The sequence below is a fragment of the Microbacterium sp. zg-YB36 genome (genome assembly GCF_024623575.2).
In the GTDB taxonomy this organism is placed as follows: Bacteria; Actinomycetota; Actinomycetes; order Actinomycetales; family Microbacteriaceae; genus Microbacterium.
Genome location: NZ_JANJFD020000002.1, coordinates 21,450 through 36,782, shown reverse-complemented (window position 1 = coordinate 36,782; position 15,333 = coordinate 21,450). Strand labels below are relative to the sequence as shown.

The 15,333-nt window shown below is 70.1% G+C and carries 12 protein-coding genes; 8 read left to right on the top strand and 4 right to left on the bottom strand.

Annotated features, from left to right (window positions below; translation table 11 throughout):
* Positions 1-44 precede the first annotated feature (44 nt).
* The 4 genes from NQ151_RS09080 to NQ151_RS09065 are packed head-to-tail and all read right to left on the bottom strand — an operon-like array spanning position 45 to position 6,411.
* Positions 45-1,754: a glycoside hydrolase family 35 protein gene (locus NQ151_RS09080; protein WP_257527873.1), complete on the bottom strand. Its 1,710-nt coding sequence runs from the start codon at positions 1,752-1,754 to the stop codon at positions 45-47.
* 30 nt (positions 1,755-1,784) lie between these two features.
* The gene (locus tag NQ151_RS09075; RefSeq protein WP_285891974.1) at positions 1,785-3,392 is read right to left on the bottom strand and encodes an acyltransferase; all 1,608 of its coding nucleotides are present in this window, start codon (positions 3,390-3,392) and stop codon (positions 1,785-1,787) included.
* Positions 3,389-4,498, bottom strand: a complete 1,110-nt coding sequence (locus tag NQ151_RS09070) for a substrate-binding domain-containing protein (RefSeq protein ID WP_257507635.1) — start codon at positions 4,496-4,498, stop codon at positions 3,389-3,391. Before NQ151_RS09070 ends, NQ151_RS09075 begins: the two co-directional genes overlap by 4 nt.
* Positions 4,495-6,411, bottom strand: coding sequence for a heparinase II/III domain-containing protein (locus tag NQ151_RS09065; protein ID WP_257527872.1), 1,917 nt, complete (start codon positions 6,409-6,411; stop codon positions 4,495-4,497). The genes NQ151_RS09070 and NQ151_RS09065 overlap by 4 nt, the downstream gene beginning before the upstream one ends.
* 146 nt (positions 6,412-6,557) lie before the next feature.
* Here NQ151_RS09065 and NQ151_RS09060 point away from each other — a divergent pair, with 146 nt between their 5' ends.
* The 8 genes from NQ151_RS09060 (at position 6,558) to kduD (ending at position 15,308) form a co-directional block, all read left to right on the top strand.
* Positions 6,558-8,573, top strand: a complete 2,016-nt coding sequence (locus NQ151_RS09060) for a DUF2264 domain-containing protein (RefSeq protein WP_257527871.1) — start codon at positions 6,558-6,560, stop codon at positions 8,571-8,573.
* Positions 8,570-9,856, top strand: a complete 1,287-nt coding sequence (locus tag NQ151_RS09055; protein WP_257527870.1) for an ABC transporter substrate-binding protein — start codon at positions 8,570-8,572, stop codon at positions 9,854-9,856. The genes NQ151_RS09060 and NQ151_RS09055 overlap by 4 nt, the downstream gene beginning before the upstream one ends.
* Before the next feature lie 88 nt (positions 9,857-9,944).
* Complete coding sequence (locus NQ151_RS09050) at positions 9,945-10,877, top strand: carbohydrate ABC transporter permease (protein ID WP_257507639.1); 933 nt, start codon at positions 9,945-9,947, stop codon at positions 10,875-10,877.
* Complete coding sequence (locus tag NQ151_RS09045) at positions 10,877-11,797, top strand: carbohydrate ABC transporter permease (RefSeq protein WP_257507640.1); 921 nt, start codon at positions 10,877-10,879, stop codon at positions 11,795-11,797. Before NQ151_RS09050 ends, NQ151_RS09045 begins: the two co-directional genes overlap by 1 nt.
* A gap of 5 nt (positions 11,798-11,802) precedes the next feature.
* The gene (locus tag NQ151_RS09040; RefSeq protein WP_257507641.1) at positions 11,803-12,474 is read left to right on the top strand and encodes a DUF624 domain-containing protein; all 672 of its coding nucleotides are present in this window, start codon (positions 11,803-11,805) and stop codon (positions 12,472-12,474) included.
* A 22-nt stretch (positions 12,475-12,496) separates the two neighbouring features.
* Complete coding sequence (locus NQ151_RS09035; RefSeq protein WP_257507642.1) at positions 12,497-13,687, top strand: glycoside hydrolase family 88 protein; 1,191 nt, start codon at positions 12,497-12,499, stop codon at positions 13,685-13,687.
* The gene (locus tag NQ151_RS09030) at positions 13,684-14,547 is read left to right on the top strand and encodes a fumarylacetoacetate hydrolase family protein (protein WP_257527869.1); all 864 of its coding nucleotides are present in this window, start codon (positions 13,684-13,686) and stop codon (positions 14,545-14,547) included. The genes NQ151_RS09035 and NQ151_RS09030 overlap by 4 nt, the downstream gene beginning before the upstream one ends.
* Positions 14,544-15,308, top strand: a complete 765-nt coding sequence (kduD, locus tag NQ151_RS09025; protein ID WP_285169401.1) for a 2-dehydro-3-deoxy-D-gluconate 5-dehydrogenase KduD — start codon at positions 14,544-14,546, stop codon at positions 15,306-15,308. Before NQ151_RS09030 ends, kduD begins: the two co-directional genes overlap by 4 nt.
* The last annotated feature ends 25 nt before the right edge of the window (positions 15,309-15,333 follow it).

The window sequence follows — 15,333 nt, the reverse complement described above, 5'->3', positions numbered from 1 at the left end:
AGCTGTGGTCTCACGGTTCAGGTGGGTGGGGCTGGGCGGGCCGGCTACTCGGCGGACGGGCCCAGGGCGGGGGCGGCGACGAAGCGGGCCGTGGGATCGAGGACCTGGTCGAGCTCGATCACGCGGATCCGGTTCGTGCCGGGGCGGGTTGCGGGCGCGGGGACGTACAGGGTGCGCTGCGGCCCGTTGGCCCAGTAGCGGCCGAGCAGCAGGTCGCTGACGAACACGAACCCCTTGCCCCAGCCGGCGGTGTCCAGGAACAGGTCGGCAGGCTCCTCGAGCGTGAACGTGCCCTCGAGCACGACCAGCTCGGGGGCGGATGCCGCATCCGCCAGATCGATCGGCGTCGCCGTCCAACCGGTCAGCGCTGCGCTGCCGAGCATCGCGGTGCCGATCAGCCCCTTCGGCTCGCCGAGGCGGACGTCGTAGTTGACGCGCCCCTGCTCCTCGACCAGCACGCTCACTCGGCGCCCGGCGGGAATCCGCAGCGCCCGCTCGTGGCGCGTCCGCGAGATGGTGCCGATGCGCACGCCGTCGACGGACACCCAGGCCTGGTCGCGCACCTCCTCGAACGACAGGATGCCGCCGGTGAAGTCCGCGGGGAGATCGGCTTCGTAGCGCAGCAGCGCGCCCAGGTGTGCGAGGTCCTCGAACGTCGCCGGGTGCTCGCGCGTCACACTCGCGTCATCCCCTGCGACCGTGCCGCCGACCGGCCGCAGCGCCATTTCGAACACCGGGGCAGCCGGCGCAGCCGCGGGCACCTCGTCCGGCACCGGGGCGTAGCGGGCGATGACCTCGCGGAACGCGTGGTACTTCTGGGTCGGGTTGCCCGCTTCGTCCAGCGGGGCGTCGTAGTCGTAGGACGTCACGATCGGCAGGTACCGGCCCTTGTCGTTGGCGCCGTTGGTGAGGGCGAAGTTCGTCCCGCCGTGGAACATGTAGATGTTCACCGACGCGCCCGCCGCCAGCAGGGTGTCCAGCTCGGCGGCGGCATCGGCGGCATCCGTCGTGTGATGCACCCCGCCCCACCAGTCGAACCAGCCATCCCAGAACTCCGAGCACATCAGCGGTCCGCTCGGCTGGTGGGCGCGCAGCGTCGCGAGGCGCTCGGCCGCCCGCGACCCGAACGACCCGGTGGTGTGCAGCCCGGGGAGCGTCCCGGCGGCGAGCATGTCGTCCATCGGCTGGTCCACCGTCGTCAGCGGCACGGTGATGCCGGCGTCGCGGGTGATGCGCACCAGTTCGGCGAGGTAGTCCTGGTCCGACCCGTACGCGCCGTACTCGTTCTCGATCTGCACCAGCGCGACGTTGCCGCCGCGGTCGATCTGCCGCGGTGCGACGATCGCGTACACGCGCCGCAGGTACACCTCGAGGGCCTCGAGGTAGGCGGCATCCGATCGGCGCAGCCGGATGCCGGGGGTGCTGGTCAGCCACACCGGTAGCCCGCCGTTGTGCCATTCGGCGCAGATGTACGGCCCCGGTCGCACGATCGCGTGCATGCCCTCCGCAGCGACCAGATCCAGGAATCGGCCCAGGTCGTTGGAGCCGGTGGTGTTCCACTGCCCCCGCACCGGCTCGTGGGCGTTCCACGCGACGTATGTCTCGATCGTGTTGAGCCCCATGAGGCGCGCCTTGCGGATGCGATCGGCCCACTGCCCCGGGTGCACGCGGAAGTAGTGCAGCGCGCCGGCGATGACGCGGTGCGGGCGGCCGTCGAGGAGGAAGTCGGTCTCGCCGATGGAGAAAGTGCTCACGGGTTCCCTTTCGGGGAGGCGGGTAGGACGTTACGGCAGCGGAGCGGGCTCGGGCCGGTGCACGCCGCGCGGGCGATAGCCCAACGCGTCCGAGACACCGAGCAGATCGGCCAGGTACCAGATGATCGCGAGCCACATTTCCGTGCCCTGTAGCCCCGGGTCGGTCGCCTCGGCACGGAAGGCCATTCCGGCGCCCGGATGCCAGTTGTCCAAGGCATGGTGCAGCAGATCCTCCGCGAGGTCGCGCGTATGCGTGGTGCGGTAGCCGCGGTCACGGGTCAACCACAGCGGATGTGCGATGTCGAGGACGGTGCAGGCATCACGTCGGGCGGGATGCAGCCACCGGTCGTCGCGCGCATGCCGCAGCACCGTGTCGACGACCGCTTCGGGGTACGGCACGGGCACGCCGTGCTGCGCGAATGTCCCCCGCGCTGCGCGGTAGAAGCCGTTGACCACCGGCAGCAGGCCGAGGTCCGCGGGTGGCTCGCCCCACACTCCGCTGCGAGGGTCGGCGTGGGTCACGAGCCACCCGAACAGCGCCTCCTCGACTCCGCGCGGCACGATGTCCCCGCGGCGCTTCGTCCACAACAGGGCGGTGCCCAGCGCGTCGACATGGTGGCCCGCATTCCAGGGATCCGTGGTCCAGGGCAGGGCCTGCAGCCGCTCGACGATCGAGGTCGGTGTCGCGGCGGTGATCACGGCGAGCGGATGCCGGAAGCGGGCACCCAGCAGGTCGAGCGCGTAGCCGATGCTGAGCGCGTGGTAGGCCGTGTCGTCGTCTGCCCAGTCAGTGGGCCCCGCTGCATCAAGGGGTGGGACGGCCCCGGTCGCGGCATCCTGCCAGCCCTGCAGGAGTGCCACGAGCCCTGCGCGCTCGGTGCCCGGTGGTGGCGAACCCAGCAGCAGATCCGCGATCTCGATCGCATCGCCCTGCGCGCGCACCGTCACCGGGGCACCGGGACGGTCGACGAACAGACCGGTGCCGGTATCGCGCGCGCGTGCCAGCAGCGCCGGAGCCTCTGCGCGGGCGGTGGCGGCGAAATCGCGCAGGCGTTCGGCCAGCGGCGACGCGGCGGACGCCGGCTCGAGACGCCACCGCAGCACTCGGGCCGGGTTGCCGCCGACGATGGCGCCGGACGGTACGTCCTTGGTCACCACCGCGCCGGCGGCGAGCACCGCATGGTCGCCGACCGTGACGCCGTCGAGCACCACGACGTGTGAGCCGATCCACACGTCGTCGCCGATCCGCACGCCGTCGCTGCGCAGCGGCTGGCGGAACACCGGGGTGCCCGGCGCCATCGAGTGGTTGAAGCCGAGCACCGAGCTGTGCGCGCCCATCCGCACGGCATCGCCGAAGCTGACCGTACCTCGCACCACGGTGTAGGGGTTGATCGAGCAGTCCGCACCGATCTGCAGCGTGCCGGTGAGGTAGGCGCCGGCGGCGATGTAGGAGCGATCGCCGAGGGTCAGGGTGTCCGCGTCGACTGCGGCCAGTTCCGAGACGAAGCACTCGTCGCCGAACGCCCAGCCGGGGTGCGAGCCGACGAGATCGGACTGCAGCCGGCGCTGCGCGGTCTGCGCTTCGGCGCCGGCGGTGCTCCAGAAGTCCCAGGGGGAGTGCTCGTGACGGTCGATCATGCCGGTCGCTCTGTGGAGCGTGGCGCGGCGGTGGACCCGCGCACGCGCAGCCGCGGGTTGAGGATGACCCGTCGGGCAGCCTGGGTGGGGTGGGCCAGGCGGGAGGACAGCAGCTCCACCGCCGCCTCGCCCACACTCACCCGCGGCGGGGCGATCGCCGTCAGCGCCGGGGTGAACAGCTCGGCGACCTCGTCGTCGTACGCGATGATCGACAGATCCTCCGGCACCGAGATGCCTCGGTTGAAAGCGAGGTCGACGAACGCCATCGCCTCGGGATCCGAATGCACAAGCAGCGCCGTCACGCCGGTGCCCAGCGCCTGGTCGAGGGTGGCGTCCACGGCGGCGGAGAACTCCGCGCTGCCCCGGTCGGGAAGGGTCGATTCGATGTGCTCGGCCGGCGTGAGCCCGAGCTCGTCGCATGCCGCCGCCCAGCCGGCGGCGATCTTGCGCGACGTGGGGGAGTTGCGCGAGAGCACGAGCCCCACCTTGCGATGCCCGAGCGCGGCGAGGTGGCGCGCGGCGAGCACGGCGCCCAGCGCGTGATCGGTCGTGACCGATTCGGCGGGCACCCCCTCGGGTTGCACGATCCCGTCCCGTTCGACCAGCACGCTCGGGGTGCCGCAGTCGGCGAGCCACTGAATGACGTCCTGGGCATGCGGGGTGTCGGTGTTCGGGGCGACGATGAGCCCTCGCACGTCGCCGCTGCGCACCAGCCGCTCCAGCACGGGGCGCTCATCCTGCAGCTCGTATGACGCACCGCGCAGCTGGAGGCGCAGGCCGCGCCGGCGCGCGGCCGACTCCATGCCCCGCACGACCCCCGGCCAGTAGTAGTTCAGCGACGGGACGAGCACGGCGATCGATCCGGCGTCGACGGCGACGGGTACCGGGGTGGTGGTGGGCTGACCGGATGCCGCGATGGCACCGCCGTGCACGCGGACCAGCAGGCCCTCCTGCTCCAGCTGCGCCAGGTCTCGGCGCAGGGTCACCGCGGCCGCGCCCAGCTCCTCGGTCAGCTGGGAGATGCGCACCGCACCGTCTCGCTGCATCGTCGCCAGGATGTGGGCTCGGCGTTCGGCGGCAAGCAGTGCGGGTATGGGATCGGTCATCGGTGGTCGTCCTCGTCTGGTGAGTCCTGTTCTATCGTGACTCGCAGTGCGTTGCGGTCATCCAGGACGATTTCGAGTCGTGTCAGGTGCGCGCCCCACACCTCGGAGAGCATCGGATCGTCGAGCTTGCGCACCTCCAGCACGTATGCGGCATCGCTCGGCCACGAGATGCGGACCGGGCGGGCGGGGTCCGGCGGGATCACCCGGGCCTCGCCCGCGGCGGCGGTGACCTCGCCGGCCAGCAGCAGGTGCAGCGTCGAGCCGGGTGCGCCGGTGGTCCAGCGGTCGTCGACATGGACCGCTCCGCTGCCGCGATCCAGCGCAACGGTGCGGTGCCAGGAACCGGCATCCGCCTGCGCGTACGCGCCGGACAGTTCGAGCTGCAACCGGGAGGTGTGCGGGGCGATGTCGACGGCGACGTCGGATGCCGCGTGCTCGGCGCCGACCGCCTGCGGCGCACCGGCGATCTCCGGCACGTTGTGCCAGCTGCTCTGCATCGTCCAGATCGCATAGCGGTCCGGGCCGAACGTCTGAGCGGTGTACGTGGGGCGGCCGGCGTCGACGACGACGGGCACACCGTCGGAAGCGACGATGAACGAGCCGACGTCGTTGTGGTTGTGGTTCTCGCCGTTGTGCCCGCCCTTGGCAACGACCGTCAGACCGGCGCAGGAACCGGCGGCGGGCCGCGCGAGCAGCACCTGCGTCGAGGGCAACCAGACGTCCGCCGGAAGAGGGGATCGCTGTGGCCGTGCGTCGAGCCAGGCGGCGTCGGTGAGACCGCGCAGCAGCCGTCCGAATCCCTCGTGCTCGGTTGCGGCAGGCGCACCGGGATGGCGGTGGGCAGCGGCGTGAGCGCGGGCGGCGTCGTCGCCGACGGCGCGCGCCGCACGGTGCAGCGCATGCCACGGCTGGTGTGCGGGGGGACGTGCCGGACCGTCGGCGAGGTTGACGTACCAGGGCCCGCCCAGGTGCATCCGATGCGGGAAGGCGACCGTCTCACGCAACGCGGGGACGCCCGGTGCGCCATCCCATGTTCCGTCTGTCGCGAAGGCGAGGATGTCGAGCGCTTCGAGTGCTCGGCAGGCCCCGTTCCACCAGTACGCATAGCCTTCGTCGATGGCGCCGTCGTCAGGCAGCACCGCGACGTAGCGGTCGATGCCCTCGACGACCAGCCGCACCACGTCATCACGCTGGGGGCCGTCGTCGATCAGGGCGAGAGCTGCGACCAGCACGTTGCCGTGGATCCACGGGCTCCAGTTGTGGACATGGCCGTCCAGTCCCAGCCAATGCCAGTCCCGACGGCGCAGGAACGGCTCGATCACGCGCAGCCGGGCTTCGTGTCGGATGCGAGCCCTGATGCCGGGGTAGCGCCGGTCGAGCTGCTCGGCGAGAAGGTGGTCGAGCCAGGCCAGCTGCCCCACGACTTCGCCGGCTCCGAGATCGAGGAACGGGTCGGTGACGGTCGCCAGGACGCTCCCGTGCCGCTGCATCGTGTCGTCGTGGGCCGGCCAGCACCACGACGACTGTTCCGCCAACTGCCAGATGCCGTCCGCCACCTCGTCGACGAAGCGGTCCTCGAGCGTGACGGCGGCGGCGACGGCAGCACGGCTGAGCCGACGTTGCCTCGCATAGTGCTGCTGCTCCCACTGGTCGCGGTCGCCGTCGCGGTGCACCCGCGCGGCCGCACTGGCCATCGTCTGCGGCCACACGGTGCCGATGTCGGCGCGGGCAGCGCCGAGGATCTCGGCCACCGCGCTCGAATCGACGGCGCCGCTCTCGGGCGCCCAGGTCGCCCGGTCTGAGGCCGGCGGCACGGGCAAGGCGCTCCCGGTGGGGCGGAGCATCGCGGTGCTGCTGCCGAAGAGCAGGTGCAGCGGACCGGTGAATGCCGTGGGGCTCAGCTCCACGCTCACGTCCTCTCCGTTGCGACTCGCTTCTTCGCAAATCGATCAGAAACGACCATAACAAGTCTGTTTCAGTCTTGCAATTGATCGAATTAGGTTGATAATCTCCCAATCGGTCGCCGTAGAAGACGACCTGGAACTTCGAAGGAGAACCGGTGGCTTCCGAGCACCCGAACACCACGAGCGGCGACTGGAGCCGCGATGAGTGGATCGCCCGCGCCGACGCGATGCTCGCCGCCGCCCGCAGCCACGCCACGCCCGGCGCGGGGCGCATCGAGTTCCCCGGCGCCGAAGGCGGCTACGGCCACGCCGTCGACGGGCTCGAAGGTTTCGCCCGCACCTTCCTGCTCGCGGGCTTCCGCATCGCCGGCGCCCGCGGCGAAGGCGTTGACGACCTGATCGCGTTCTATGCGCGCGGCATCGCCACCGGTGTCGACCCGGATGCCGCCGACCGGTGGGTGCGCATGGACGAGCACGCGCAGGCGAAGGTCGAGGCGGCATCCATCGCGCTCGTCCTGGACCTCACCCGACCGTGGATCTGGGAGCGCCTGGACGCCATCACGCAGCAGCGCGTCATCGACTACTTCGCGCCCGTCGTCGGCGACGACACCTACCCGCAGACCAACTGGGTCTGGTTCCGCATCGTCGTGCAGACCTTCCTCCGCTCGGTCGGCGGCCCTTGGTCCGCCACCGACATCGCCGCCGACCTCGCCCGCCATGACTCGTTCGTGCGGGAGGACGGGTGGCTCTCCGACGGCGACGAACGCTCGTACGACCACTACATCGGCTGGGCGCTGCACGTGTACCCGATCCTGTGGTCGCGCATGTCGGGTGCCGGTGAGCTCGCAGCAGGCCGCACCGCCGGCGATGTCGCACGCCTCGACCGTTTCCTCACCGACGCGCTCGACCTCATCGGCGGCGACGGCTCGCCGCTGATCCAGGGCCGCAGCCTCATCTACCGCTTCGCCGCCGCCGCGGTCTACTGGGTGGGCGCGATCGCCGAGGTGCCCTCGCACTCGCTGGGCCGGCTGCGCCGCGCCGCCGCCGCGATCGTCGCGCACTTCGCCGACCACGCCGCCCCCGACGCCGACGGCATCCTCACCATGGGGTGGCACGACCAGTGGCGTCCGCTCGCGCAGTCGTACTCCGGTCCCGGCTCGCCCTATTGGGCCGTCAAGGGATTCATCGGCATCTCCCTGCCGGCCGACCACCCGGTGTGGGCGGCCCCGGCCGAGCCACTGCCGGTCGCCGAGGGCGACCTGCTCACCGCGATCGCTTCGCCCGGATGGATCGTCTCGGGTACCCGCGCCGACGGCATCGTGCGCATCGTCAACCACGGCACCGATCACGCCCGCCCGGACGCGCTCGTCGCCGACTCGCCGCTGTACGCCCGCATCGGGTACTCCACCGCCGCCGCACCGCTGGTCGACGAGCGCGCCTGGGTCGAACCGCTGGAGCAATCCGTTGCGCTCGTCGATGCCGACGGTCGTGGCACGCACCGCACCGCCATGCGGCTGCTCGAGGCCCGCGTGCAGGACGACGCGGACGGACACATCGGCATCGCCTCATCCACGTGGGACGCCCACTGGGTGACCCCGGCGCCCACCGCGCAGCGCCACGGCTCCGGTCTGGCAGGCACCGTCGAGATCGCCGGTCGACTGACCGTGCATTCGCTGGTCCGAGGCTCCGGGGAGGTGCGCATCGCGACGGTGGACGCACTCGCATCCGGTCAGGATGCCGCATCCTTGCGGTTGCGCATCGGTGGTTGGGCGATCGCAGGCGATGCACCGCGCGGCGGGTCGGACACCACCGGCGCCTGGGCGGGGTGCAATGGCCGCGTCAGCGGCATCCGCTCGCTCACCGACGGCACCGCGGCGCTGGTCGCCCGTGACGATGCGAGCCCGCTGGGGTCCCGCGCACTCGTGCCCGTGACCGAGCATCCGGTGCGCGTAGGCGTGCCCACCATCGTGATCATCGACCTTGCCGGCGGTGACGAGCCTGCGGCCACCTCCGCGACGGTCTCGCTCGACGGCCGTACGGCCACGGTGGATTGGCCCGACGGCCGACGCACCGTGACCCGTCTCTCAGACCCCGAGTCGCCCGATGCGACCCGGCACCACGAAGCCCGAAGTGGGGCCTCGAACGCAATCGCAAAGGAGCAATACGCATGAAGCGCAAGTTTGCAGCCGCGACGGCAGTAGCCGTCATGGCCAGCCTGACGTTGGCCGGGTGCAGCGGGGAGGCCGAACCCGCGGCCACCACCGAAGAAGGCCCCGTCACCCTCACCCTCTCGGGATGGAGCCTGGCCACGACGCCGGAGTTCCAGGTCCTCGCCGACGCCTTCCACGAGAAGAACCCCGACGTCACCGTCGAACTCAAGGAGTACGACTCCGCCGAGTACAACACGCTGGTCACCGCCGACCTCGCCGCCGGTGTCGGCCCCGACATCATCACCCAGAAGGAAGTGAAGTTCGTCACCACCTTCCAGGAGGGGGGCCAGCTGCTCGACGTGTCCGACGTCGAGCTGCCCGACGGCGTCGGCGGCGCATCGTCGTACGAGATCGACGACAAGGCGTACGGCGTCCCGTATCGCCAGGACCGCTGGGTGCTGTTCTACAACAAGGCGCTGTTCGACACCGCAGGCGTGGACTACCCCGACGGCAGCTGGACGTGGGACGACTACGCAGACGCCGCCGCCGCCATCTCCGAATCGGGCACCGCGAAGGGCGCCTACCAGCACCGCTGGCAGTCGACCGTGCAGGGCTTCGCCAGCGCGCAGGAGGGCACTGACGTGCTCTCCGGCGAGTTCGGCTACTTCGCGGACTACTACGACCGTGTCCTGGACATGCAGGATGCCGGCGCGCAGATCGACTTCAACACCTCCAGCGCCAACCAGCTCACCTACCAGGGCGAGTTCGGCATGCAGAAGGCAGCGATGCTGCCGATGGGCACGTGGTACACCGCGACGCTCATCGCGCAGCAGGCCGCAGGTGAGGCAGACACCTTCGAGTGGGGCATCGCACCGATCCCGCAGGCGGATGAGAAGACCACCGGCACCGACAATACCCCGCTGACCTTCGGCGACCCGACCGGTTTGTCGATCAACGCCGGCATCGACGAGGGCAAGGTGGAGGCAGCGAAGGAGTTCCTCGCCTTCGCCGCAAGCCTTGAGGCAGCCGAGCTGCTCGCCGAGATCGGCATCACCCCGGCCGTCGCGGACGAGACCGTCACCGAGGCGTACTTCGCCGTGGAGGGTGCCCCCACCGACGACCTGTCGAAGTTCGCCTGGTCCACCGGTGAGGTGGCGCCGGAGAACCCGACGTCCAACAAGACCGCGACGATCCAGAACATCCTCCTGGACATGCACACCGCGATCCTGTCCGGATCGACCCCGGTGGAGCAGGCCATCAAGGACGCCGAAGCCCGCTTCGAGAACGAGGTCCAGGTCGACTGACCTCACCGTCGGTCAGCCGACGACCCTGCGGCCGGCGCGGCGCGTCCGCGCCGGCCGCATCCCCCGCCGTCCTCCCCAAGGAGACCCCATGACCACCGCCGCCGCCACGAAGGCCGGCCGCCCCGAGCCGTCGCAGCGTCGCCGCAGATCGAAGCTGACACTGCGCAACACGCTGCTGGGGTGGAGCTTCATCCTCCCCAACTTCCTCGGCTTCGCCACCCTCACCCTCGTGCCCGTCGTCACGCTGTTCTACATGTCGATGACGAACTGGAACGTCTTCGGCACCGCGACCTGGGTGGGCTTCGCCAACTTCGAGCGACTGATCGGGGACGGCAGCTTCCGGATCTCGTTCTGGAACACCATCTACTACGCCGCCCTGCACATCCCGCTGACGATCGTCGCGTCGCTCGGACTCGCACTGCTGCTGAACAACAAGCTGCGTGGCGTGGCGTTCTTCCGTACCGCCGCGTTCCTGCCCTACATCACGTCCATCGTCGCGATCGCGGTGGTGTGGAACCTGCTGTTCAGCCCTGACTACGGCCCCATCAACCAGATCCTGCGCGCCGTCGGCATGGCCAACCCGCCCGGATGGCTCACCTCGTCGGACTGGGCCATGCCCGCCGTGGTCATCGTGAGCACGTGGCGCGACATGGGGTACTACATGATCCTGTTCCTCGCCGGCCTGCAGACAGTGCCACGGGAGCTGTACGAAGCGGCCCGCGTGGACGGTGCCGGGGCGTGGCAGCGGTTCCGCAATGTCACCATTCCGTGCCTGCGCCCGACGATGTTCTTCGTCACCGTCATGCTGACCATCAACTCGTTCAAGATCTTCGATCTCATCCTCGTGATGACCGATGGCGGGCCGGGGCAGTCCACGTCCGTGATCTCCCAGTTCATCTATCGCAAGGGGTTCGAGGAGAACCAGTTCGGCTACGCCTCCTCGGCCGCCGTCGTGCTGTTCTTCCTGTGCATCGGCGTGACCATCTTCCAGTTCATCTGGAACAAGCGGAGGAATGTCTGATGACCGAGCTGCTCGTCCCCGCCGAGGACCGCCGCGCCCTCCGCAAGCTCGCGGCCGACCCCTCACCCGGCCCGCGCAAGACCGACACCAGGACACCGCTGCAGCGTGTCGGCCGGGTCGCGCTGTACACCGCGCTCCTCGTTGCCGCCGCAGGGCTCCTGCTCCCATTCTTCTGGATGGTCATGAGTTCGCTGAAGACCGCGAACGAGGTCTTCAGCGTGCCGGTGCAGTGGATCCCCGAGGTCTTCGTCTGGCAGAACTACCTCGACATCTGGACCGAGTCGAACATGCTCGTCTGGATGCGCAACACGCTGCTGCTGGCCGTCGTCGTGACCTTCCTCCAGGTGCTCACCGGCTCGTTCGCCGCCTATGGGTTCGCTCGCATCCGCTTCCCTGGTCGCGACATCCTGTTCCTCTGCTACATCGGCACCATCGCGGTGCCGTGGCAGTCGTACATGATCCCGCAGTTCATCCTGCTGTCCGACTTCCGGGTGGCCAACACCCTGTGGGCGATCATCCTCATCCAGGCGTTCGGCGCGTTCGGCGTGTTCCTGATGAAGCAGTTCTACGAGACGATCCCCGAGGACCTGTCGGAAGCGGCGCGGCTGGACGGCCTGAGCGAATACGGCATCTGGCGACGCATCATGCTGCCGCTGTCGGTCCCCGCGATCGCGAGCCTGTCGCTGCTGACGTTCACCAGTACCTGGAACGACTACCTCGGGCCGCTGATCTACCTGCGCGACCCGGAATTGTGGACGATCCAGCTGGGGCTCAAGAGCTTCGTCAGCAATCTCTACGACACCGACTACGCGCTGCTGTTCGCTGGTCTGACGATCTCGGTCATCCCGATCGCGATCATCTTCCTGCTCGGGCAGAAGTACTTCGTCGAGGGCATCGCGACAAGCGGCATGAAGGGCTGACGGCGATGAAGCGCATCTCGCACAACACCTACGCCACGGTCTTCGGGGTGGCCTACCTGGGTCTCATGGTGAACCTGCTGCTGCTGGCATCCTGCCTGCCGCTGGTGGTGCTGCTGGTCATCACCGACCCGGCGCTGTCCTGGCCGATGCTCGCCGTGGTCGCGCCGCTGTGCGCTCCCGGGTTCACCGCCGCGTTCGGTGCCTTCCGTGCCCACGGAGAGGGCGACCCGCACATCGTGCGGGCGTTCCTCCGCGGGTGGCGGCAGACCTGGCGCAAGGCGATGCTGGTCGGTCTCGCGGTGACCGCGACGGCTGTGGTGGTGCTGGTCGACGTGCGCTTCTTCTCGCCCATGCAAGCCGGCGTCGCGATCATCCCGGTGCTCGGGGTGATCGCGGTGCTGGTGCTGGCTGCCGGCCTGGTCTCGCTGGTCGCACTGGCCGAACAGCCCGCCGCCCGCCTGAGCACGATCGTGAAGACCGCGCTCTACCTGAGCGTGCGCCGCTGGTGGCTGAGCCTGGTCTCCCTTGCCGTGCTGGCCCTGCAGGTGACGCTGTTCACCGCGATGCCGGCGATCGCGATCGGCCTGACCGCGGCTCCCGCGCTGTACGTCGCCTGGGCCAACGCCCGCTACATCCTCCGCCCTGTACTCGGCGACGCCGAGCCCGTGGCTGCCTGACCCCCAGAAGGACACTCTCTTCATGACCTCCCTCCCAGGCACCGGTGCGCCCGTTTCCGCCGATCCCCGGATCGCAGCGGCGACCAGCGCGGTGCTGGCCACCCTCCGGCGGAACATCGACACCTTCGGCATCCGCTACCCAGACGACGCCACCGCCGGTGACCGCTACCCGGTGCGTCCCGCCGCCGGTGACTTCGCCGAAGGCGCGAACCGCGGCTGGACCACGAGCTTCTGGCCGGGGATGATGTGGATCGCGTGGGAGAAGACCGGTGACGAGTTCTTCCGTCAGGCCGGCCTCGCCCACGTCGCCGACTTCGCCCGCCGGGTGCGTGAGGAAGATGATCTCGACACGCATGACCTCGGCTTCCTCTACACGCTGGCCGCCGTCGCCCCGTGGCGGCTGCTCGACGACTCGGAAGCGCGCGCCGCGGCGCTGCAGGCCGCCGATCACCTGATGCGGCGGTTCCTGGAACCGGCCGGCATCGTGCAGGCGTGGGGGGATCTGTCCGACCCCGCCCAGCGCGGCCGGACGATCATCGACAGCCTCATGAACATGCCGCTGCTCACCTGGGCGGGCGAGCAGACGGGAGATGAGCGGTTCGCCGATGCGGTGCGCCGTCACACCACGCAGCTGCGCACGCACATCCTCCGCGAGGACGACACGACGTTTCACACCTTCTACTGGGATGCCGAAACGGGCGAGCCGCTACGAGGTGCGACCGAGCAGGGTGCGTTCGACGACTCGTGCTGGGCGCGGGGACAGGCCTGGGGGATCTACGGGTTCGCGCTGAACCACCGGGCCACCGGCGACGAGACCCTGCTTGAGGCGTCGCGGCGCTGCGCCGACTACTTCCTCGCGCACCTGCCCGCCGACCGCGTGCCGTTCTGGGATCTCGTCTACACCGACGGTGCCGACGCCCCGCGCGACAGTTCGTCTGCGGCGATCGCGGTGTGCGGCCTGTTCGAACTGGCCGATGCCGAGACCGACCCCGCCCGCGCCCAACGCTGGCGTGACGCGGCGCACGAGATCCTCGCCTCGCTCATCGAGAACTACACCCCCGCCCAGCCGGAGGATTCCGACGCGGTGATCCTGCACAGCGTCTACGACTTCCCCAAGAGCGTCGGCGTCGACGAGGGCACCCTGTGGGGCGACTACTTCTACCTCGAGGCGCTCACCCGAGCCGCCCAGCCCGACTGGAGGCCGTCCTGGTGAGGCTCGTCAGTTATCGCGGTGACGCCGCTGTCCGTGCCGGCGCGGTCATCCGCACGCCGGACGGCGATCGTCTGCTGGACCTGGGCGCCGATCCGCTCGTGGCGATCCTCGCCGACGACGCTCGCCTGGCCGCGGTGCGCGCCGCCGTCGCAGCGGTCGACGCGGCAACGCTGCCGGCGCTGGCATCCGTCCGATTGGAAGCACCCGTGCGGCCGGGCACCATCCTGTGCCTCGGCTACAACTACCGCGGTCACGTGCCCGACGGCGTGGATCCGACGGCGGACGATCCGGCGTCTCCCGACGTGTTCGTGAAGACCCGCAACACGCTGTCCGGTCCCGCTGACCCCGTTGTCGTGCCGGCGGTCGCCGACGACGTCGACTACGAGGGCGAGATCGCCGTCGTGATCGGCCGGCGGGCGAAGAACGTGACCCCGGATGCCGCACTGGATCACGTCGCCGGATACACGATCCTCAACGACGTGTCGGACCGCACCTGGCAGCGGCGGCAGAGCCAGTGGGCGCTGGGCAAGTGCTTCGACTCCTTCGCGCCGCTCGGACCCTGGATCGTCACGCCCGACGAGGTCGGCGACCCGCAGGATCTGCTGGTCGAGGTCATCCGCGACGGGATCGTGACGGTGTCGCAGTCCACGGCGACGACGATCTTCCCCGTCGCCGAGATCGTCGCCTACCTCAGTCAGGTCATCACGCTGGAGCCGGGGGACGTCATCTCCACCGGCACACCGCAGAAACTCCCCGAGGCGCAGGCCGCCCACCGGCCGCTGCGTCCCGGCGACTCGGTCACCGTGCGCGTCGAGCGCATCGGGGAACTCACCACCACCTTCATCGGAGGAACCGAATGATCCTTGACAGCTTCCGCCTCGACGGCCGGGTCGCCGTCGTCACCGGCTCCAGCCGTGGCCTCGGTCAGGGTGCTGCGGTGGCGCTGGCCGAAGCCGGCGCCGACATCGCCCTCGTCGACCGCGGCGACGCCACCGAGACCGCTGAGCGCATCGCGGCGACGGGCCGCCGCGTGCACCGCATCCAGCTCGACCTGGGCGCGGCCGCACCGGCCGAGCTGGCCGCCGCGATCGACGAGGTCGTCGCCGAACTGGGACGGCTGGACATCCTCGTCAACAACGCCGGCACGATCCGCCGCACCCCGGCTGCCGAGCACTCCGCGGCCGACTGGGACGAGGTGCTCGCGCTGAACCTGGACGCAGTGTTCCACCTGTCGCAGGCCGCCGGTCGCCTGATGATCGCGCAGGGTCACGGACGCATCATCAACATCGCCTCGATGCTGTCGTTCCAGGGTGGCCTGTTCGTGCCCGGCTACGCCGCCTCCAAGCACGCCGTCGCGGGCCTCACCAAGGCGCTCGCCAATGAGTGGGCAGCCTCCGGCGTCACCGTCAACGCGATCGCCCCCGGGTACATGGCCACCGACAACACCGCCCCGATCCGCGCCGACGCCGAGCGCGAGGCCACGATCCTCGCCCGCATCCCGGCCGGCCGCTGGGGGACGCCCGAGGACCTGCAGGGTGCCTTCGTCTTCCTCGCCTCCGACGCCTCCGCCTACGTCACGGGCGCCATCGTGCCCGTCGACGGCGGCTGGCTCGTCCGCTGAAACCCCGAATCGAGCAGGAGCTTTC